The organism is Olegusella massiliensis, from assembly GCF_900078545.1.
In the GTDB taxonomy this organism is placed as follows: Bacteria; Actinomycetota; Coriobacteriia; order Coriobacteriales; family Atopobiaceae; genus Olegusella; species Olegusella massiliensis.
In genome coordinates this window covers 431,309-449,252 of the sequence record NZ_FLLS01000002.1, presented here as the reverse complement: position 1 = coordinate 449,252, position 17,944 = coordinate 431,309, and the positions used below count along the sequence as shown (strand labels likewise).

The following is a 17,944-nucleotide window of genomic DNA, read 5'->3' as shown; positions in this document are numbered from 1 at the left end:
CAGCCAGGATGATATGTGCAGTATTGGTTTTGGAGGCAACATGGCGCTATGCATCGTTTCGACGGAAGAGCGGCAGCTGGTTAGTAGCGCAACTCTTGATATCTTGCGTCAGGGACTTGAGCATACGGGCAGAGTAGTACTGTTGTGTCCTAGCTTTAACCAGGCACTCCAGGCACAAAAAAGCCTTTCTAAGCAGGGCATTTGCTTGGGTGTTGACTGTACAACAGCCACAGCTTGGGTAGAGGAGCGCTGGGAAGTTTGGGGTGATGGACGTCACCTTATTGATTCTATGAAACGCAGGTTTTTTGCGCGTCGTGTGCTCCAGCATCATAGCGAGGGTGAACCCTTGGCAGGTATGGTGAATTTACTTGCCGACTTTGCAGCAGCAAATATCGCATGGCTCCAACCAGACAAGACAACATTCCAGCTCACCCAAGCAGAAAAGGACTTCGTTGGGCTGGTGGAGGAGTATCGCGAGCTTATTCATAAGGCCAAGCTCATTGAAGAAACTGAGGCTATGGTAGCGCTTCCTACCTTGCTGGCGCAGCATGAGGTGGCCATGCCTGTGTTTGTTGTAACAGGAATGATGAGCATGACGCGTGCTCTGCGGAAGCTGCTCTGCGATCTGGCAGAGTTATCATCTGTGAATTGCATCATGTACGAAAGTAAAAGTCCTGCTTGTGATGTATCACGCCAATTGATAGCACAGCTGCAACAAGAAGCACAGGCAGGCAATACGCCTTTACGCCTCATTACGGTAGATACTCCAGAGAGTATTCATCCTCTTGGAAAAGAGCGTCCTGTTGAGCTTGATGTCCTTTTGCGCTCTCTATTTGTTGCAGAAACAGAGCGGTTGCAGCCGACAGGTGCAGTGGAATTGTTGCTTTGTGCAGGACCTCTGGCTGAGTCAGAGGCTCTGGCCCGTCATATCAAAAAGCTTGCGCAGACAGGTTGCAAGGATATCGTTGTATGTACTTCGGATGTCAGCCGCGCAAGTCGGGAGCTTTCACAAAAGCTACTGGCACGTGGTTTTACCCTGCGCACTGAGCAAAAAATCGCATTTGCAGATATGCCAGCAGGTCAGGCTTTCCTCGCATACTTTGCAAGCATTTTGCACTTAAACGCTCTAGCACAAAACTGGCCTGCGCCTGAAAAAACAGCGGAGGGCACCCAAGTTACGTTGGGAAATATGGATTGGTGGCCGCCGCGTGGACTATCTGATTTTTTGATGTCAGGGCTTTCGCAGGTACCTGCAGAATCAGCTCGTCGTCTAGATCGCAGTTGGCGTAACAATCGATTACTAACGCCAGCTCAGGTTTTGGTAGATTTGCAGTCAGAAAAGAAAAGCTCGCGTGCAACAGCACTTGCTACTCGTGAATTGCTCAGAGGTCGTACTAAAGTTGCTGCAGCGCACCTGCTGGAAGGTATCGAGGTCACTCGCAAAGCGACAACAGGTCCTAAACGCGCTTTTAAAAAAAGCATCTCCGAGCAAAAGGCCGTTGTAGCTGCATTGATGTCAGCTGCAATGTGCCTAGAAGAGCTGGGTGTAGTAACAGCGCAAGCTAAGCCCGCAGCAATTTCTCTGGATGAATATGGAAGTCTCCTTCAACAACTACTCTTGTCGAATCAAGTCATTTTGCGTTGGAATGAGGAGGCTATAACAGAGCAGACCGCCGATGTGCAAGACCAAAGTTCCCCTTGTCTCGTGCATATTTTGTCTCCGACTGCGGCTGCTTGTCTTCCAGCATCTTCTACTGATGCCTTGGTACTTTGCGGTCTTACTTCTGTCGAAACAAGTATTCCGCGCGATCCCTCCCTTGCAGCCTCACTTGCAGAACGCCTACATATAGAAGAAGCACCAGACCCTATTGCTTACGCGCGTGCACAATTTGCTGCATTGTTAGCACTGCCACGCAAGCAGTTGCTGCTTGAGCGGTGCTTAAAAACAGCAGATGGGAAGGATGCCTATTCTGCCGTAATGTTGGTAGAACTGCTTAGCTGTTATGGGGTTGAAGGGTCCGATAAGCCAGAGAAGTTCCTTGAGTCTGCAAAGAAAGTCTTTGGTAATAAGTTTGTAGGAGAACGTTTTGAAACCGAGATACAGCAAAACCTTGCTTGGTCGGGCGAAAACCCCCATCAGAGAACAATTGATACTCCAACCCCTGCGGGTAAGATTTCGCCCACACTCACGCCCTTTGTGATTGTGCCAAATGAGGGACGGATGTTGAGCTCTCATGAGCTGCCATTATTATCGGCATCGCAGATAGAAACCTATCTTGAGTGTCCTTATAAGTGGTTTAGCCTTCGAAGGTTGCGTCTATCTGATGCGGATGCAGGTTTTGGACCTGCGGAAATGGGAACTTTTGCCCATCGCGTACTTGAGTTGACACATGGACGGCTTTCTGAGGAAGGAGTCAGCGTCCATACAACAGGAGGCTTGCAGCGTGCCCATGAATTGCTTGGCGAAGTGTGTGCTGAGCATTATCGCCACCAATACCTGTTGCGCGGTGGCAATACGGTTGAGCAACAGGCATTGATTCCACATGGACCGCGTGAACGCGCACAACTTGACCGCCTCAGTGAGGATCTTCACTCCTTGCTTGACTATGAATCAACTTTGTTTTTGGGTTATGAGCCCAAGCAATTTGAGTGGAGCTTTGGGCGTGGTGATGAGCTTATTGAGTATGCTGGGGCACGTTTGGTAGGTACGATTGATCGCGTGGATGTCGATGCGCATGGCTTGGCAGTGGTTATTGACTATAAACACAAAGGGGTAAATGGTTTTACCAAAGAATATGATGCCTTTGCCAACAAACCCCACGATCTAGGCGATACGCTCAAAGAGCTGAGGCGTGTGCAATCGCTGATATATGCGCAGGTAGTACGTCGTGCTCATCCTGAGTTGCATGTGGTTGGGGCAGTGTATCTCTGTACCCGTGATGACCATGCTTTGGCAGGGGCAGTGGATGCCAATCAAGCAGAACGCATCTATGGGCAAGACCTTTCAAAGGCTCGCGCAGCTGCTGTGTGTGTGGATCCTACTGACGACTTTGGTCGTCGTGAGCAGGCAAAAGCGGCAGGTAGCAACTGGGACGGAGATACGGGTCTTGATGGGCTGCTTGATGCTTGTGAAGAAGCTATTGCACCACGTATTGCAGAACTTCGCGCAGGAATAATTGAGGCAAACCCACTTGATGAAATTTCATGCCAGTGGTGTCCTGTGCTGAATTGTGAAAAGAGGCGCTCATAGTGGCTGAATTGGAGTTTCTTGCAGGACTCAATAAGGACCAACTCACCATTGCTCAAACGCTTGAGCGTCCGCTTTTTGTTGAGGCAGGAGCAGGCTCAGGCAAGACGTTTACCCTGACCCAGCGCATTGCTTGGGCACTCAGTCCTGGTTCTGGTGCGTGCGGCAAAGCATATTTAGACAGTCTCGATCAGGTGCTTGTCATTACCTTTACCGAGGCTGCTGCGCGAGAGATTCGTGAGCGTGTGCGCAAAACTCTACGAGCCGCTGGAGCTTACGATCCACATATGCGTGAAGCAGCGCTTGCCGTTGATGGTGCTTGGATTTCGACCATTCATGGCATGTGTTCGCGTATTTTGCATCAGCATGCGCTGGATTTGGGAATTGATCCAAACTTTAGCCAATGCACGGAAAACCAGGCTGATGAACTCAAAGGCAGCGCACTCGAAGAGGTTGTGGGAGGTGCCTATCGCCGAGGCGAGTTTTCTGAACTTTTTTCTTTTTATGGCTATGGGCGCATATTTGACGGAGGTCGTGCAAGCGGGGTTCTTGATCTTGTTACCAGCATGATTGCCGCTGCTCGTCGTTGCCTCCATGGTTTTGATGACCTTGTGCTTGTGGGTGAAGAGGGTGCCAAAACAATATATTGCTCGGTGGCACGTCTGCTCACAGCTTTTGAAGAGTTGGGGTCTCGTAAGCTCACACCAAAGGCGGCGCAGACTGTTCAGACATCGCTTGAGCTTCTGCATGGACTGGTACTTGAGGGCCCTACGCGTTCAACACGCGACGAAATCGAAGCGGTGCTAACGAGCGTTTCGGTACCACGCTCAAGCAAAACTATTGCTGATATTCAGCCAGATGTTGTGTCTGCTTTGGCACTTGCGCGCGCAGAGCTTGCCTTTGTTCAGGCTGGCAGATTTGGCAGTGCAATTTTGCAACTAGCGCGTCAAGTAGATGAGCGCTATACAGGTCTCAAGCATGAGCAGTCGCTACTGGACAATGACGATCTTATCCATATGGCTTTACAGGCAGTACGCAAGCACCCCGAAGTGGCGGCTGACTATGCACAGCGTTTTCGCCTCGTCATGGTTGATGAGTTTCAGGATACCGATGAGACTCAATTAGAACTTATTGGTATGCTTGCTGGCAAGGATGCTGAGCACCTCTGTACGGTAGGTGATGCTCAGCAGTCGATTTATCGTTTCCGCGGAGCAGATGTTGAGGTGTTTTTCAAACATGGGGCTGCGCTCCCAACAGATTCGCATGTGCGACTGCAGACAAACTACCGCAGCCATGCAGATATTCTTAATCTTGTAGAGCGTATTTGCGGGGGTGTGCCCACGATAGATGGCACGCTTGCAGGTGGCATCCTGGGTGGCTATATGCATCTTGATGCTAATCCCGAGCGAGAAGATACGTATGCGGCGCAATCTCTTCCGCGTGTAGCTATCGAAGCAGTTGCAGGCCCTGGTCAATCAGGACGAACAACACAATTTCAGGCAGCAACTCTTGCTGCTCAGATTGCAGATCGACTAGCACAGTACGCTGCGGCAGGTACAAGTGCAGGGGATATGGCTCTGCTTTTGGGAACAAGCTCTCATGCGGCAAACTACATCGATGCCCTGCGGGCCCGTGGACTTGAGTGTGTGGTGACTGGAGGCTCTAGCTTTAACTCGACTTCCGAGGTCCAGGTTATGTGCGCTCTGCTCTATACCTTGGCAAATCCTGGAGATACTCAGTCAGGCCTATTTCCGCTGCTCTCCAGTGAAGTCTTTGCCCTGGATGCAGATGATTTCTGCATGTTGGGCACACGCCCTCAAGAAAAACTAGATGCTCCTACAAAGCGACAGATTGACCGTGGTCTTGAGGATATGAAGTTTTTTGGAAGCGTGCAAACTTCTGAGCGTCTCAAGGTGGCTCATGCGGTGCTTAGTCAAGCGCTTGCGGATTTGGCACACAAGTCAGTTGCCGATGTTTGTCTACAGGTGGTGCGCGATTCTGGTTGGCTTGCTCGTCTTTCCCACCAAGGGGCTCAAGGCATGGCACGCGCTGCAAATGTTTTAGCCGCTGTGCGCTATATTCGCGATCTTACCGAGGAGCTGGGGCTGGGGCCTGCCCGAGCTGCAGCGGAATTTAATCGCTGGCTCAATCTTGCAAAAATTCCTCCCGCATCTTTTGCAGGAGGGGAGGCAGGTACCATTCAAGTAATGACCATTCATGCCTCTAAGGGCCTTGAGTTTCCCGTTGTGGCAGTAGCCGAATGTTGGTCAAACCCTCGTAGCGATACGAACATTCTTGCAGGTAGTTTGAATGCCACTGATAGGTCATCAAATACTTCTTCTCAAAACGTACAAGCCTGCGTGATTTGTCCCAAAGATTGCTCAAGTTTAGTCGCAAAGGTGCAGGTGGATAACAGCAGCAGTTGGAAAGGCTCAGAGAGCGCAACGATTGTAGAGACTTATTTAGCACTTAAACAGCTTGAAGACGAGCGGAGCAAAGAAGAAAAAGCACGCCTGCTCTACGTTGCGTTGACTCGTGCACAAGAAGCAGTTGTCCTAGGAATAAGTTGTGCTTCTAGCAAAGCAGGTATAAGTTCGACGCTTGCTGCTGGGACTATGCGGGCACTTGTTGGTTCTGATATGCCTGCAATAGGCGAGCAGAGCCTTAACTATGGGGGAAGTGCTGATGCTTTGCTTCGCGTAGTGGAGGTCTGCCAACAGAAGGTTCCCAAGGGCGATCCTGTTGTACTCGAGCTGTCATCTGCGGGCAGTATGGCGGGCTTTGACGCAGAACTTATCGCTCCTGTTCCTACGGATTTGCTGGTGCTTGGGACGGGTGCTGCTGAGACGAGCATGCAGGACAATGGCATGCCAGATAGTGATTTTGTACTGTATCAACGCGAGACTGAAATTGCAGCGCAGCTGAGTACGTGGCGCCCCCGTCAAGGAGTTTTTAGTTTTTCGTCGATGAAGGCTGTACTCGAGGATGAAGCATTACAGCATAACGATAATGCTCCAACAAAGCCTCGGGTGCCGCAGCTCAGTGAGGAAGATGAGGCAGGCGAATACGCCGATGCCGATCGTGCGACCAATTTAGGCTCTGCTTTTCATGAGCTTGCTCAGACTATGATTGAGACAGGATGTGTCCCTTCGGATGAGCAACTAGAGCACATGTCTATCTATTGGCATCTGTCGAGTCGTGCTGAATTGCGTCTACAGACAGCCTTACAGCGCTGGACCCACTCAGATATTCGCGCTGAGGCATTGCAGTACAAAATTCTCCACGCGGAGTTGCCCTTTTTTGCGCCAGCACCCAAGGGTACTGAGCGTTTTGGTGACTATATTGAAGGTGCCATTGACCTGCTTTGTACCAACCCTGGCTCCACAGAAGCACTGCTTGTTGACTATAAAACAGGCGATAAAAACCTTACACCTGCTGAAATTTATGAACATCACAAAACCCAAGCGCGCCTCTATGCTAGCGTGCTCATAAATCAAGGCTTTACAGCGGTGACCTGCGCTTTTGTCTGTGTTGAGCTTGATGCGGGTGAGCTTTTGGGAGATGACAAGACAGACCAACCATATGTTGTACGCTACGATTTTCATGCATAGAGAAGAGATTGTTAGCTCTCAGTGATGTCCGTTTGCTACGTTAGAATTGATAGCAGAAAACAAAGACAGCAAGAGATGCGGATAGGACAGGTGTCTTGTGGCATGCGTAGGCGCGCGGAGTTTTTTAGTGCGCCTTGTCCATTCCGCGCACAAGGGAGAGTACACGTATGGCCTTTGTACACTTACATAGCCACTCTGACTTTTCGGTACTTGATGGAGCCACGCGCATACCTGATATGGTTAAGCGTGCCGTTGACCTTGGGATGCCTGCCGTGTCTCTGACCGATCACGGGTATATGTTTGGCGTGCCCAACCTTGACCTCGAATGCCGCAGGTACAACGATGCTGCGGCGGACATGAAGCAATGGAAACACGATGTTGAGTGTTTCAAAAAATCTTGGAAGCTTGACGAACCTGAGCCCGATGCAGGGGATGCGGCACCTCACGATCGTGTGCATGCGCAATGGGAAAGCGATGTTGCTATCTGGGAGTCCACAGGTGGCGACCTGAGCGCTGTTGAAGCAAATCGTCCTACGCCTGTGGTCAAGCCTATCTTTGGTTGCGAGGCTTACTTCATCACGGACGACCAAATTGAGCACAAACCCAATCAAAAGCGCTATCACCTTATTTTACTTGCAAAAAACGAGACGGGCTACGTCAATCTGATGAAGATGATGTCCCAAGCTGCCAATGAGATGATGTATTACAAGCCTCGTACTACCTTGGGTATGCTCAAAAAATATCACGAAGGCATCATCTGCCAGTCTGCCTGCGTACAAGGCATCATTCCCCAAAATATTATCGATGGAAATATTGATGAAGCAGAGCGATGGGCTCGCGAATATCAACGCATTTTTGGCGATGACTTCTATATTGAGATTCAAGACCACGGTCTCAATTTCCGTGGTGGATGGACCGACCGTACGCTTGATGAGCGTCTCGTTGCGCTGGCACAAAAGCTCGGCATCAAGGTGGTTGCTACCAACGACTTCCATTACCTTACCCGCGAGGATGCGCCGACTCAAGACATTATGAGCTGCATCGGTACCGCTAGTCATATCGATGATTCTGGTCGTCTACATATGGAAGGTAGCGAGTTTTACATGAAGAGCGAAGAAGAGATGCGCGCTCTCTTCTCGTGGATTCCTGAAGCCTGTGATACGACGCTTGAGATTGCGGAAAAGTGTCAGTTTGAACTTGACTGGTCAAGTATGTACTTGCCTAAGTTTCCTGGTTTGGCAGAGGGGGAGACTTCTGAGGAACGTTTCCACGCCGAATGCGAAAAAGGTCTTGAGCAACACTATGGACCCGACTGGCGTACCCGTGAGATTAATGGCATCAATATTCAAGAGCGTTTTGAGTACGAGTACAAAATCATTTGTGATAAGGGTTTTGCTGACTACTTTCTTATTGTGCAGGAATATGTCATGTGGGCCAAAACCAATGGTATTGGTGTAGGCCCTGGTCGAGGCAGTGCAGCTGGCGCTATTGTTGCATATGCAATGAACATCACCGCTTTTGATCCCCTAGAAAATGGCCTGATGTTCGAGAGATTTTTGTCACCTCAGCGCTCCGAAATGCCCGATATTGATATGGACTTCGACGATGAGCGGCGCCTAGAAGTCATTCAGCACGTCCGAGAACTTTATGGATCCGAGCGTGTCTGCCACGTTATTACCTACTCAACCATCAAGGCCAAGCAAGCAATCAACGATGCTGCGCGTGTGCTGGGATTTCCTGTGTGGCAGGGTCAGCGCCTGTCCAAGATGCTTTCCAACGACCCTAAGCTTGCCTTGCAAAATGCGCTTGAAAAAAATGAAAATAAACCAGATCAGTTTTCACCCGACTTTTCCGAGGCGTACGAGAAGGATGCCGACGCGCATCGCATTATTGATGCAGCGCTTTCTATTGAGGGTCTCACCCGAGGTGAAGGGGTGCATGCGTGTGCTGTTTTGATTGCACCGACACCCGTTAACGATCATGTGCCGACCAAACTTGATACCAAAGGTGGCGTTGAGATTACCCAGTACGAGGGTCACTCGGTTGCCGATATGGGTCTGCTCAAGATGGACTTTTTGGGTCTGCGTACCTTGACCGTTATTTCAAAAACCCTCGCGAATATTCGCGCGAGCTACCCTCATGCCTCTGATATCGAACGTATGCCCGAACTTGTGCGTGGATGCATTAAGCCTGGTGCTACCTGCGTGGATATTGATGTGGACAAGATTCCTTTTACCGACCCCAAGATCTATGAGTTGCTAGGCTCGGGTGCCACAGCGGGAGTGTTCCAAGTAGAGTCTGCAGGTATGACAGCCACCATTAAAAATATGCAGCCCAAAGAATACAAGCAAATTGTTGCATTGATTGCCCTGTATCGTCCGGGTCCCTTAGGTGCTGGTATGGTTACCAGCTATATCAACCGCATGAATGGACGCGAGCCCATCGTCTTTTATGACGATCGTCTTTCGGAAATTTTGGACGAGACTTACGGCACAATCGTGTATCAAGAACAGGTCATGCAGATTTCGGTCAAGATGTCGGGCTTTTCCGCTGGTGAGTCTGACTCCCGCATCCGCAAACCTGTGGCAAAAAAGAAAATTAAGTTGCTCACCAGTACCGAATTCCATTGGGATAATGGTAAAGATGAGACTACCTACGACCATTGGATGAACGGCGCCGTCGAAAATGGTTACGAGCGTGCGACCGCTCAGCGTATTTGGGACGACGTTCTTGAATTTGCTTCCTATGCGTTCAATAAATCTCACTCTGCAGGCTATGCCATTCTTGTTATGCAGACAGCTTGGCTCAAAGCATATTTCCCGCGTGAATTTATGGCATCGGTGCTCACCAGCTACATGGGCAAGACAGACAAGATTGTCCACTACGTTACCGCCTGTCGCCACGAGGGTATTCAGATTTTGCCGCCTGATATCAATGAATCAGGTCGTGACTTTACGGCAACTCCTGCAGGTGTTCGCTTTGGCTTTGCCGGTATCCGCGGCGTTGGCGAAGGTGTAGCTGAGCTTATCATGGCCGAGCGTGAGAAGGGTGGACCTTTCAAGCATCTCAACGATTTTGTTGACCGTGTTGATGGTTCCTCGGCAAATCGTCGTGTTGTTGAAGCGCTTATCAAAAGCGGTGCCTTTGACTCTACGGGATATCCGCGTCGTCAGTTGATGATTATGGTCGACAAAAACAATCCAGAAAATATCCTTGATGTTGCCGCGCGTCGTCAAAAGGATCGAGCTGCAGGTCAGAGCAGTCTTTTTGATATGTTTGGCGATGTAGAAGACTCTGGTTTTGTCGATGAAGCACCCCAACCCGATGGGGTGGAGTGGGAACGTAGCGACAAGCTTCATAACGAGCATGAAGTGCTAGGGCTTTATGTTTCGGATCATCCCCTGCGTCCGTATGAGTATGCACTCTCCAAAGTACGCGACTACACCATCGGCGAGCTCAATGAGACCGAAGAAGTACCTGATCCCATGACAGGTGGCATGATTGAGCGTCACAAAGTGGCAGAGGATAAGCAAATTCGCCTTGCCGGTATGGTGACCTCTGTGCAAAAGAAGACCACCAAAAACGGTGATCCCATGGCGATTGTGACCTTAGAAGATATGGAAGGCGAAATTACGTTGGTCGTCTTCCCCAAGCTGTATAAGAAATCGGCTGCCATCCTTGCAGGTGAAGTTGATGCTGAGATGGGTAGCTCCGCAAACGATATCTTTGTCAAAATCTCGGGTAAGCTTGAGCGCTCAGATCGTGGTGATCAAATTATCTGCAGTTCTATTGAGGGACTAGAGCTCACCACGTCATCAAACCGCCCCAAGGTCATTGAGCTGCACATGACACCGAGTGTTCTGAGTTACGACCGTATGCAGAGATTGCATGACATTCTGTCGCGCTATGCGGGCCTTGATCGCGTGGAGTTGCTTGTCCAGGAAAGTTCAGGCAATACGTTGCGCATGGAGTTGCCTACAACGGTGGATGCGCGCAGCATGATGCTGATGGCAGAGCTCAAGGATCTCGTTGATCCCGAAGGAAGCATTGTTTTTGCCTAGGAGCGCCGTGCACTACGTACCGTATCGAAGTAAACCTGCACGCCCCTCTTGTGCGGTGCATATCAAAGCGTCGCATGTTGTTGGACGTGTGTAACCCGTTGGACTTGCGTTAATTTGCGAATGTCTGTGTTATTTATTGGGGATGTGCCACAATGGATATACGACGCGATGAGGCGTCGTAAGGAGAGAGGAAAAGTTATGGCCGAGCCTACTTTCTATCGCTGCAATACCTGTGGCACTATGGTTGCTTTGCTCAAGAAGGGCGGCTGTGATCCTTCTTGCTGTGGCGAGCCCATGGAGAGCCTTGTAGCTGGTTCTGTTGACGCTGCTGCTGAGAAGCACGTTCCTGTGGTTGTTGAGGCCGAAGATGGCAAGCATATCCTTGTAAAGGTTGGTGCTGTTGAGCATCCTTCCCTTGAGGAGCATTACATCGAGTGGATTGCCCTTGCTGCTGAGGATAAACTCTTTGTGCGCTATCTCAAGCCTGGTGACAAGCCTGAGGCTCAGTTTGGCAAGTGCTGCGCTAAGGGTGCTACCGTTTATGCTTATTGCAACCTTCATGGTCTGTGGAAAGCTGAAGTTGAGCTCTAAGCTCAGTTAGGTGTTACGCGTGAAGATTGGTATCGCGCAACTTAGCGCCCGTGCGGGAGATTTCTCTCGCACGGGCGAGCGCATTATTGCATATAGCGAACAGGCCGCCCGACAGGGTGTAGAACTGCTCATCTTCCCCTTGTCTACGCTTGTGGGTATGTGTCCTGTACCCTACGTAGACCAAGAGGGTCTGCTTATCGATTTGTCAGATATGTTGTCAAGTCTTGTCGATAAGCTAGCCTGCCCCTGCCTCTTGCCTTTGGCATCGCTTTCGGCTTATGAGTCTGTAGAAGAGATCTTCTTAATTGCAAATGGCGAGGTCATGCCTCTGCGCCTGACAAATTTGACACGCTCTATGGGCGGTGATGTCATGGCAGCTATGGCCAATGGCGTAGAGCTTTTGAGTGGTGAAACCAGTATTCCTACCTTTGATATGGAAGGTATCAAATTTGCACTGGTAATGACTCCTGACAAGCTCGATGAGTTGGCAAGCTTGGATTATGACATCAACGCTATTATCTATTTTTCCTCTCAGACATATGCGGCGAATGATAGCAATTCGGTGTTGGCAGCAGGATTGCCTGACAATCGCTATACCCAAGATGTGCGAGATACGAAATCTTGGCTTATCGCATTAGGTTCGCTTGGTGGCTCAGATGATGCCGTTTGTACGGGTGGTAGTTTTGTATTAGCTCCTGATGGCCAAGCGGTGGCAATAGCTCCTTCATTTGAAGAAGCGCTGTTAGTAGCTGAGATTGGTCCACAGTCTGAAGGTCCCAAGCAAGATGTTCCCAAGCCTGTTCCCTATGACCGAAGCGCTTTTTGTTGGCAGGCGCTTTCGCTTACTTTGAAAGATTTTGTCGTAGCTCAAGGTATGCAAGATGTGGTGCTTACTCTTGATGGCACGCTGAGCTCTGCCGTTTTGGCTACCCTTGCGAGCGATGCGTTGGGTCCCATGCACGTGCATGCTCTGTTGGCGACACCGTTGGAAGGCACGCCTGCCTTGCGTAGTGGTGGCAGGGGAGAATCGCTCGCTCGTCCGCGTTCGGCCGCACAAAGAGTACTGGCTATGCGCCAACTCGCCGCAAATTTGCATATCAATCTGCATGAGCGTAATCCTCGTCTTGTCCAAGCAAGCGCGGTTTCGCTGCAGGATTCTGCAGGAGTTGACGAGCGTCTTGGTGCCCTTGCTGCCGAGCGCGATGTGATTGCCGCAGAAGCTCGTCAGCTTGCGCGTCAGCTTCATGCTCTCCTGTTGTCTTCTTGTGATAAAACGTGGCTTGCCCTTGAGGCAGATGGTTTGAGCGCTGCGGCAGATATCCTTCCTTTGGGTGATCTTTATCGCACAGACGTGCTAGAGATGGCGCGCACACGCAATGCAAGCTCACCGGTCTTCTCAGATGTATCGCTTGCTCGTTGTGATCTACCTGAACTGCTTGAGAGCGATATATTCAACGATGTACCCATTGATTTTGAGGATCAAGTGCGGCAGCTTGATTTAATCTTAAGCATGTATATCGAGTGGGAACGTACCCCGTCTGATATTCAGCGCTCACAAGGGATGTCTGCGCTCATCGAAGCGGCAGTGGCTGCTTTTCATGCGCATGCTTTGGCAAGAAGCAATGCAGGAGTGGTGTTGCGCGCGAGTACACGTAGTCTTACAGATGCTCGAAGACCCTTTGACCTGGCTTGGTACGATAGGACAGATCGTAAAAAGCTATTGCCGGGTAGCAAAGAGCTCTCTGTTTTGGCACAGGAGTTGCTTGCTTCGTTTGAGGCGGGTCTGCAGGATGTCGAGGCAAACAATCCCTTTGTAGATGCACTCTCAGATTTGCTGAATGGTGCACAGATTTCGGTATTTGACCCAGAAAAACAAGCAGAGCAAAACGCTGATTTCAGTTTTGGATCGCTCGATATTTCAAAAAAGCCTGAAAATAGTCGGCAGAATATGGCCAATCTCATGGATTACATGAAAGGCTTTGGCTTGGTAAATCCCGACAACGCCGATGGACATATTGTTGCCGATGCTGAGGGCCATATGGGTTTTGGCGGCTTTGCAGGAAACGGTTTTAGCCCCTTTTCCGAAAACTAAAGGTCCACCAGCCAACCTTTAAGTTGCGTTATTGCTCAGTTTGGTTTGGCTGCACGCATGTTCAGATGCACCTAAGGGGCAAGGCGTACTTGCTAGCTCGGTGAGAATGACTCGGTCTTGCGTATGTCCTCATTTGGGATATGATAGAACGAGTGTTCTTATTTGTGTGGGCAGGCGAGCAAAGAGGCGGTACAAAACATGATTGTACTTGGCATTGACCCAGGTCTTGCCCATACTGGTTGGGGTGTGATTGAGGCTCGTGGCAATACTTGTCGCGCGAGAGCCTATGGATGTGTGACGACGCGTCCTACAGAGTCCATTGATCATCGTCTGGGTAGCATATTTAACGAGATAAGCGATGTGATTAATCAGTATCACCCCAGTCAGCTTGCCATTGAGAAGATTTTCTTTGGTGAAAACGAGCGTTCTGCTATTGCTACAGCTCAAGCCCGAGGAGCAGCAATCGTTGCTTGTTCTCGAGCAGGACTTGAAGTTGGCGAGTACACTCCCATGCAGATAAAGCAAGCTGTGGTAGGCACAGGAAGTGCTGACAAGTATCAGGTTATTTTTATGGTGCGCAATATTTTGGCACTAGATCATGATCCGCATCCCGACCATGCAGCAGATGCGCTTGCTGCGGCAGTTTGTCATGCCCTGTTGGTACGTACCCAGCGTGCAACACGTCGCATGGCAGCAGCTGATGCTCTTCGCGAAGCAGAAATTGCCAGTCGAGATCAGGCAGCAGCAGAGGCGCGTGAGGTTACTGCGGCGGCAACCGCTTCTCGTGCTCAGGCAGGGCAGCTGCCCAGCAGCAGAACAAGTCGTATTTCCACTCGAGATAGCGTACACACATCGAGGAAGGCTCGCTCATGATTGTTCAGCTCACGGGTACCCTCATAGAGGTTTTGCCAACGCATGCAATTCTTGATGTGGCGGGTGTCGGCTATGAGCTGGGCATTTCGGCGCATACTGCCGCCACACTTCCTGCGGTAGGCGAAGCTGGCGTTACGCTGTTGACACGCATGGTGGTACGTGAGGATGCGATGGAGCTCTATGGTTTTGCCAATCGCCAGGAGCGTTCGCTTTTTGATCGCTTGGTGGCGATTTCGGGTGTGGGCCCCAAACTCGCTCTTTCAGTGCTTTCAACCTTTACTCCTGCGACCCTTGCAACGGTTGTTGCAACTCAGGATGCCAATCGTGCAGCTACGGTGCCTGGCGTAGGCAAAAAGAAGGCTCAAAGATTACTTGTAGAGTTGCAGGATGTTTTTGCCAAAGATGCGGAGCTTCGTAGCTTGGTAGGTCTTGAATCTGCAACAACAAATAATCAACTATCGTCTCCTTCGGCCATACGCGATGTCAAAACCGAAGCAAGTGAAGCGTTGCTTTCCATGGGCTTTACGCCTCAGGAGGCCGAACTCGCCCTTGATGGCTGCGACAGTGCCACCTCTTCGGTAGAAGCAGCGCTTGAATATGCCCTCAAGCGTTTGGGGAGGGGAGTGTAGACCATGGCAGTATGGGAAGCAGATGCTGATGATCTCTTTGCGGACGATGCCCACGGCAACGCCGCTCCTTTTGGTATGGAAAGCATGAGTTCTTCACGAAGCGTGAGTACTGAGCTTACCGCTGAAGATCTTGATGTGGAACATAGCCTGCGTCCTCAGACTCTAGAAGATTATCTTGGTCAGGAGCGTGTGCGTACCAACCTTCGCGTCCTTATCCAAGCAGCGCGTGATCGCAACGAACCGCTTGATCACGTGATTTTTTCGGGCCCTCCAGGCTTGGGTAAGACAACTCTTGCTGGTGTTGTCGCAAATGAGATGGGTGCAAAACTTCGTACCACCTCTGGTCCTGCTATTGCGCGTACCGGTGATCTTGCGGCGATTCTTACTAATCTCGAACCTGGAGATGTGCTCTTTGTTGATGAGATTCATCGTTTAAACCGTCAGGTAGAAGAAGTGCTCTATCCTGCGATGGAGGACTTTTGCCTCGATATTGTGATTGGCAAAGGGCCTGCTGCTCGTTCGATTCGCCTTGACCTGCCCAAATTTACGCTCATTGGTGCTACTACGCGTACTGGCCTTTTGACAGGGCCTTTGCGTGACCGCTTTGGTATTAGTTATCGCCTCGATTATTACAACGTTGATGAACTCGCTTCGATTGTCTCGCGTTCGGCACATATCTTGGGAGTTGAGATTGACGAGCAAGGCGCTCGTGAGATTGCAAGTCGCAGCCGTGGGACGCCCCGTCTCGCGAATCGCCTACTTAAACGCGTACGTGACTATGCTCAGGTACGCGCTGGAGGAGATATAGACTGGAAAGTCGCCGCGGAGGCTCTATCCTTCTTTGAGATAGACGAACTGGGTCTTGATTGGATGGATACCAAGATTCTTGAGGCTCTTACAAAGACATTCCGAGGGCGTCCCGTGGGACTTACCACTATTGCGTCGGCAGTGGGCGAAGATCCTTCCACACTTGAGGATGTCTACGAACCTTATCTGTTGCAGAGAGGCTTAATCATCCGTACACCTCAGGGACGTCAGGCTACGGTTGTTGCCTTTGAGCACCTCGGAGCGGCCTTGCCTTCGCAAGGCTAGAATAGTGCTGTTTAGCTACGCTCGTTGAGTCCAAACTGTTTTCGATAAGCTACTGATGAGTTGTTGCGAGGAGTATTCATGTTGCAGAGAGATTATCTGCTGGAACTTATTTCGCAGTTTGTTGAGTCCATCTCAAAGGCGTTGAGGACGGCCCAGTCTCTCAAAGAGCCGCATAGTGCCCTCGATGCTGCAGCCTCAGTCGAGCAGGACGTTGCAAGTCTTTTGGATATGGATCCTGCGGTCGCCATGAATCTCAGCCCTGATTCTCTTGTGACCATGATGGTACTTTCTGGTTTGGGCGAGTCTTTGGCTGAGTATGTTAGCTTTGCACTGATGCGGGTAGCTGATATTTATGAGCGTACTGGGGATAGAGATACGGCTGAATTTCGCCGTGCGCAGGCTTGCGCTGTTGCTGAGAGCTTTGGTGCTGACATCAACGTGGTGCCCAAGGAGTTTACGACTTTGGTAGCGGAGCTTGATCAGTGAGCAGTCGAGCTTCCATAAGAGTCCATTCCCAGCAGAATAGAACTCAGCTGTCCACTCATTTTTTGGGAGAAGCAGCGCGTACACTAACAATGCGTGCCAATACACGCCTTTTGTCTATTGAGGCTCTCCGTGTGATAGCTATTCTCTGTATTGCCATCTTTCATAGTTTTTTACCTTGGTTTGAGTCCATGGTGAATTGGGATGGCTTTTTGGCGGGTACCGCCCTTGCGCCCAATGGTCGCGCGTCCATACAGGCACTTGTGCTTATGGGCAGCATCAATCAATTGGGGGCCTGGGGCAATCACATCTTTATAATGATCTCGGGTTTCTTTTTGCTTCCGCGAGCTGCGGAGACCTCGGTATTGCCAGGGTATTGGCATCTGCAAGCGCGCATTACCGCTCGAAGAGTTGCCATCATTTTAACTACGGTTGTCCTGTATGGGCTTGTCGCACTGCTTGCACATCATTTTGTACCCGAAATTACCAATGCAGAGCTTAACGATTGGTATTGGATTAGTTTTGGTATCCAATTTATTTGGGTGTATCTGGCATTGGTGGTGTTGTGTCCTTTTATTGCTTGGTTTTGGTGGCGCCTCCATAAACAAAACCAACTGCTGATTAGTTTGCTTATTGCGGTTTATGCGCTGAACCTCTACATTGCCTTTTTTTCTCAGGGTACAGGTGATCTGGGGGTGCTTGATTGGCGCAAGCTAATGAGTGCGGTGAGCTATGGAATGAGTTTTTTGGTGGGTGGGTGGATTGCCCAACATGTACGCCCTGGCACTTTTCGCTATGGCCGTCCTGTCTTTGTGCTTGCATTGACTGGGATGGTAGTTGCTGAATTTATTGCAGGGAGTCTAGGCGGTATAGACTCTGTAAATTCACTGTCTTATCGCTCTACCTCATCCTTTGCCTTTGTCATGGCGGTATCGGCATTGCTCTGTGCGCTCGCACAACCAGTCGATAGTGCCGCTCAGCATCCACGCCTTGCTCGTATTCTTGCTTTTTTGAGTGCAGGAACTTTGGGCTTTTATGTATTACAAGCCTTCTTTTCGGTTGGCTGGCATGCTACTGCCGATACAATACTCATGTGGGCATTAGGTTTTGGCCTTGTATCGTTCATTCTGGTAGGCAGTTTGTTTAGTTTGCTCTTTTATTTGGCTATCATTTTGTTTGATGCCTGCGTAGGTCAAGTTGTTGTGCGTCGTGTCAACATGCTCTTTGCAGGTCACAAGTCAGCTAAGTAGCGTCTTCAGTGCTGT

10 protein-coding genes are annotated in these 17,944 nt (G+C 50.2%); all 10 read left to right on the top strand.

The features are described 5' to 3' along the window. Positions 1-40 precede the first annotated feature (40 nt). The 10 genes from BN4314_RS02215 (at position 41) to BN4314_RS02170 (ending at position 17,929) form a co-directional block, all read left to right on the top strand. Positions 41-3,250: a PD-(D/E)XK nuclease family protein gene (locus BN4314_RS02215; RefSeq protein ID WP_187369527.1), complete on the top strand. Its 3,210-nt coding sequence runs from the start codon at positions 41-43 to the stop codon at positions 3,248-3,250. Beyond that, complete coding sequence (locus BN4314_RS02210) at positions 3,250-6,858, top strand: UvrD-helicase domain-containing protein (RefSeq protein ID WP_082911128.1); 3,609 nt, start codon at positions 3,250-3,252, stop codon at positions 6,856-6,858. The genes BN4314_RS02215 and BN4314_RS02210 overlap by 1 nt, the downstream gene beginning before the upstream one ends. Positions 6,859-7,025: 167 nt before the next feature. Further along, positions 7,026-10,919 carry a DNA polymerase III subunit alpha gene (dnaE, locus tag BN4314_RS02205; protein ID WP_068539591.1) on the top strand — a complete coding sequence of 1,298 codons (3,894 nt, stop codon included), beginning with the start codon at positions 7,026-7,028 and terminating at the stop codon, positions 10,917-10,919. Between the two features lie 198 nt (positions 10,920-11,117). After that, the gene (locus BN4314_RS02200) at positions 11,118-11,510 is read left to right on the top strand and encodes a desulfoferrodoxin family protein (protein WP_068539590.1); all 393 of its coding nucleotides are present in this window, start codon (positions 11,118-11,120) and stop codon (positions 11,508-11,510) included. Positions 11,511-11,529: 19 nt separating this feature from the next. Continuing rightward, entirely contained in the window at positions 11,530-13,602 is a 2,073-nt protein-coding gene (locus BN4314_RS02195; RefSeq protein WP_068539589.1) for an NAD(+) synthetase, read from the top strand. Between the two features lie 198 nt (positions 13,603-13,800). Further along, complete coding sequence (gene ruvC, locus BN4314_RS02190; protein ID WP_068539588.1) at positions 13,801-14,475, top strand: crossover junction endodeoxyribonuclease RuvC; 675 nt, start codon at positions 13,801-13,803, stop codon at positions 14,473-14,475. Then, positions 14,472-15,104 (top strand): Holliday junction branch migration protein RuvA, encoded by a 633-nt coding sequence (gene ruvA, locus BN4314_RS02185; RefSeq protein WP_068539587.1) that lies wholly within the window; start codon positions 14,472-14,474, stop codon positions 15,102-15,104. The genes ruvC and ruvA overlap by 4 nt, the downstream gene beginning before the upstream one ends. 3 nt (positions 15,105-15,107) lie before the next feature. Next, complete coding sequence (ruvB, locus tag BN4314_RS02180) at positions 15,108-16,196, top strand: Holliday junction branch migration DNA helicase RuvB (RefSeq protein WP_068539586.1); 1,089 nt, start codon at positions 15,108-15,110, stop codon at positions 16,194-16,196. Between the two features lie 78 nt (positions 16,197-16,274). Beyond that, on the top strand, positions 16,275-16,682 hold the full coding sequence (locus BN4314_RS02175) for a hypothetical protein (RefSeq protein WP_068539585.1): 408 nt from the start codon (positions 16,275-16,277) through the stop codon (positions 16,680-16,682). 89 nt (positions 16,683-16,771) lie between these two features. Further along, a complete protein-coding gene (locus tag BN4314_RS02170; protein ID WP_068539584.1) occupies positions 16,772-17,929 on the top strand; it encodes an acyltransferase family protein in 1,158 nt (385 codons plus the stop codon). Positions 17,930-17,944 lie beyond the last annotated feature (15 nt).

Bases quoted from the DNA above. Each gene is read 5' to 3' on its own strand.
- BN4314_RS02200 (WP_068539590.1), top strand. From the start codon at position 11,118: ATGGCCGAGCCTACTTTCTATCGCTGCAATACCTGTGGCACTATGGTT.
- BN4314_RS02175 (WP_068539585.1), top strand. From the start codon at position 16,275: ATGTTGCAGAGAGATTATCTGCTGGAACTTATTTCGCAGTTTGTTGAG.
- ruvA (WP_068539587.1), top strand. From the start codon at position 14,472: ATGATTGTTCAGCTCACGGGTACCCTCATAGAGGTTTTGCCAACGCAT.
- dnaE (WP_068539591.1), top strand. From the start codon at position 7,026: ATGGCCTTTGTACACTTACATAGCCACTCTGACTTTTCGGTACTTGAT.
- ruvB (WP_068539586.1), top strand. From the start codon at position 15,108: ATGGCAGTATGGGAAGCAGATGCTGATGATCTCTTTGCGGACGATGCC.
- ruvC (WP_068539588.1), top strand. From the start codon at position 13,801: ATGATTGTACTTGGCATTGACCCAGGTCTTGCCCATACTGGTTGGGGT.
- BN4314_RS02215 (WP_187369527.1), top strand. From the start codon at position 41: ATGGCGCTATGCATCGTTTCGACGGAAGAGCGGCAGCTGGTTAGTAGC.
- BN4314_RS02170 (WP_068539584.1), top strand. From the start codon at position 16,772: ATGCGTGCCAATACACGCCTTTTGTCTATTGAGGCTCTCCGTGTGATA.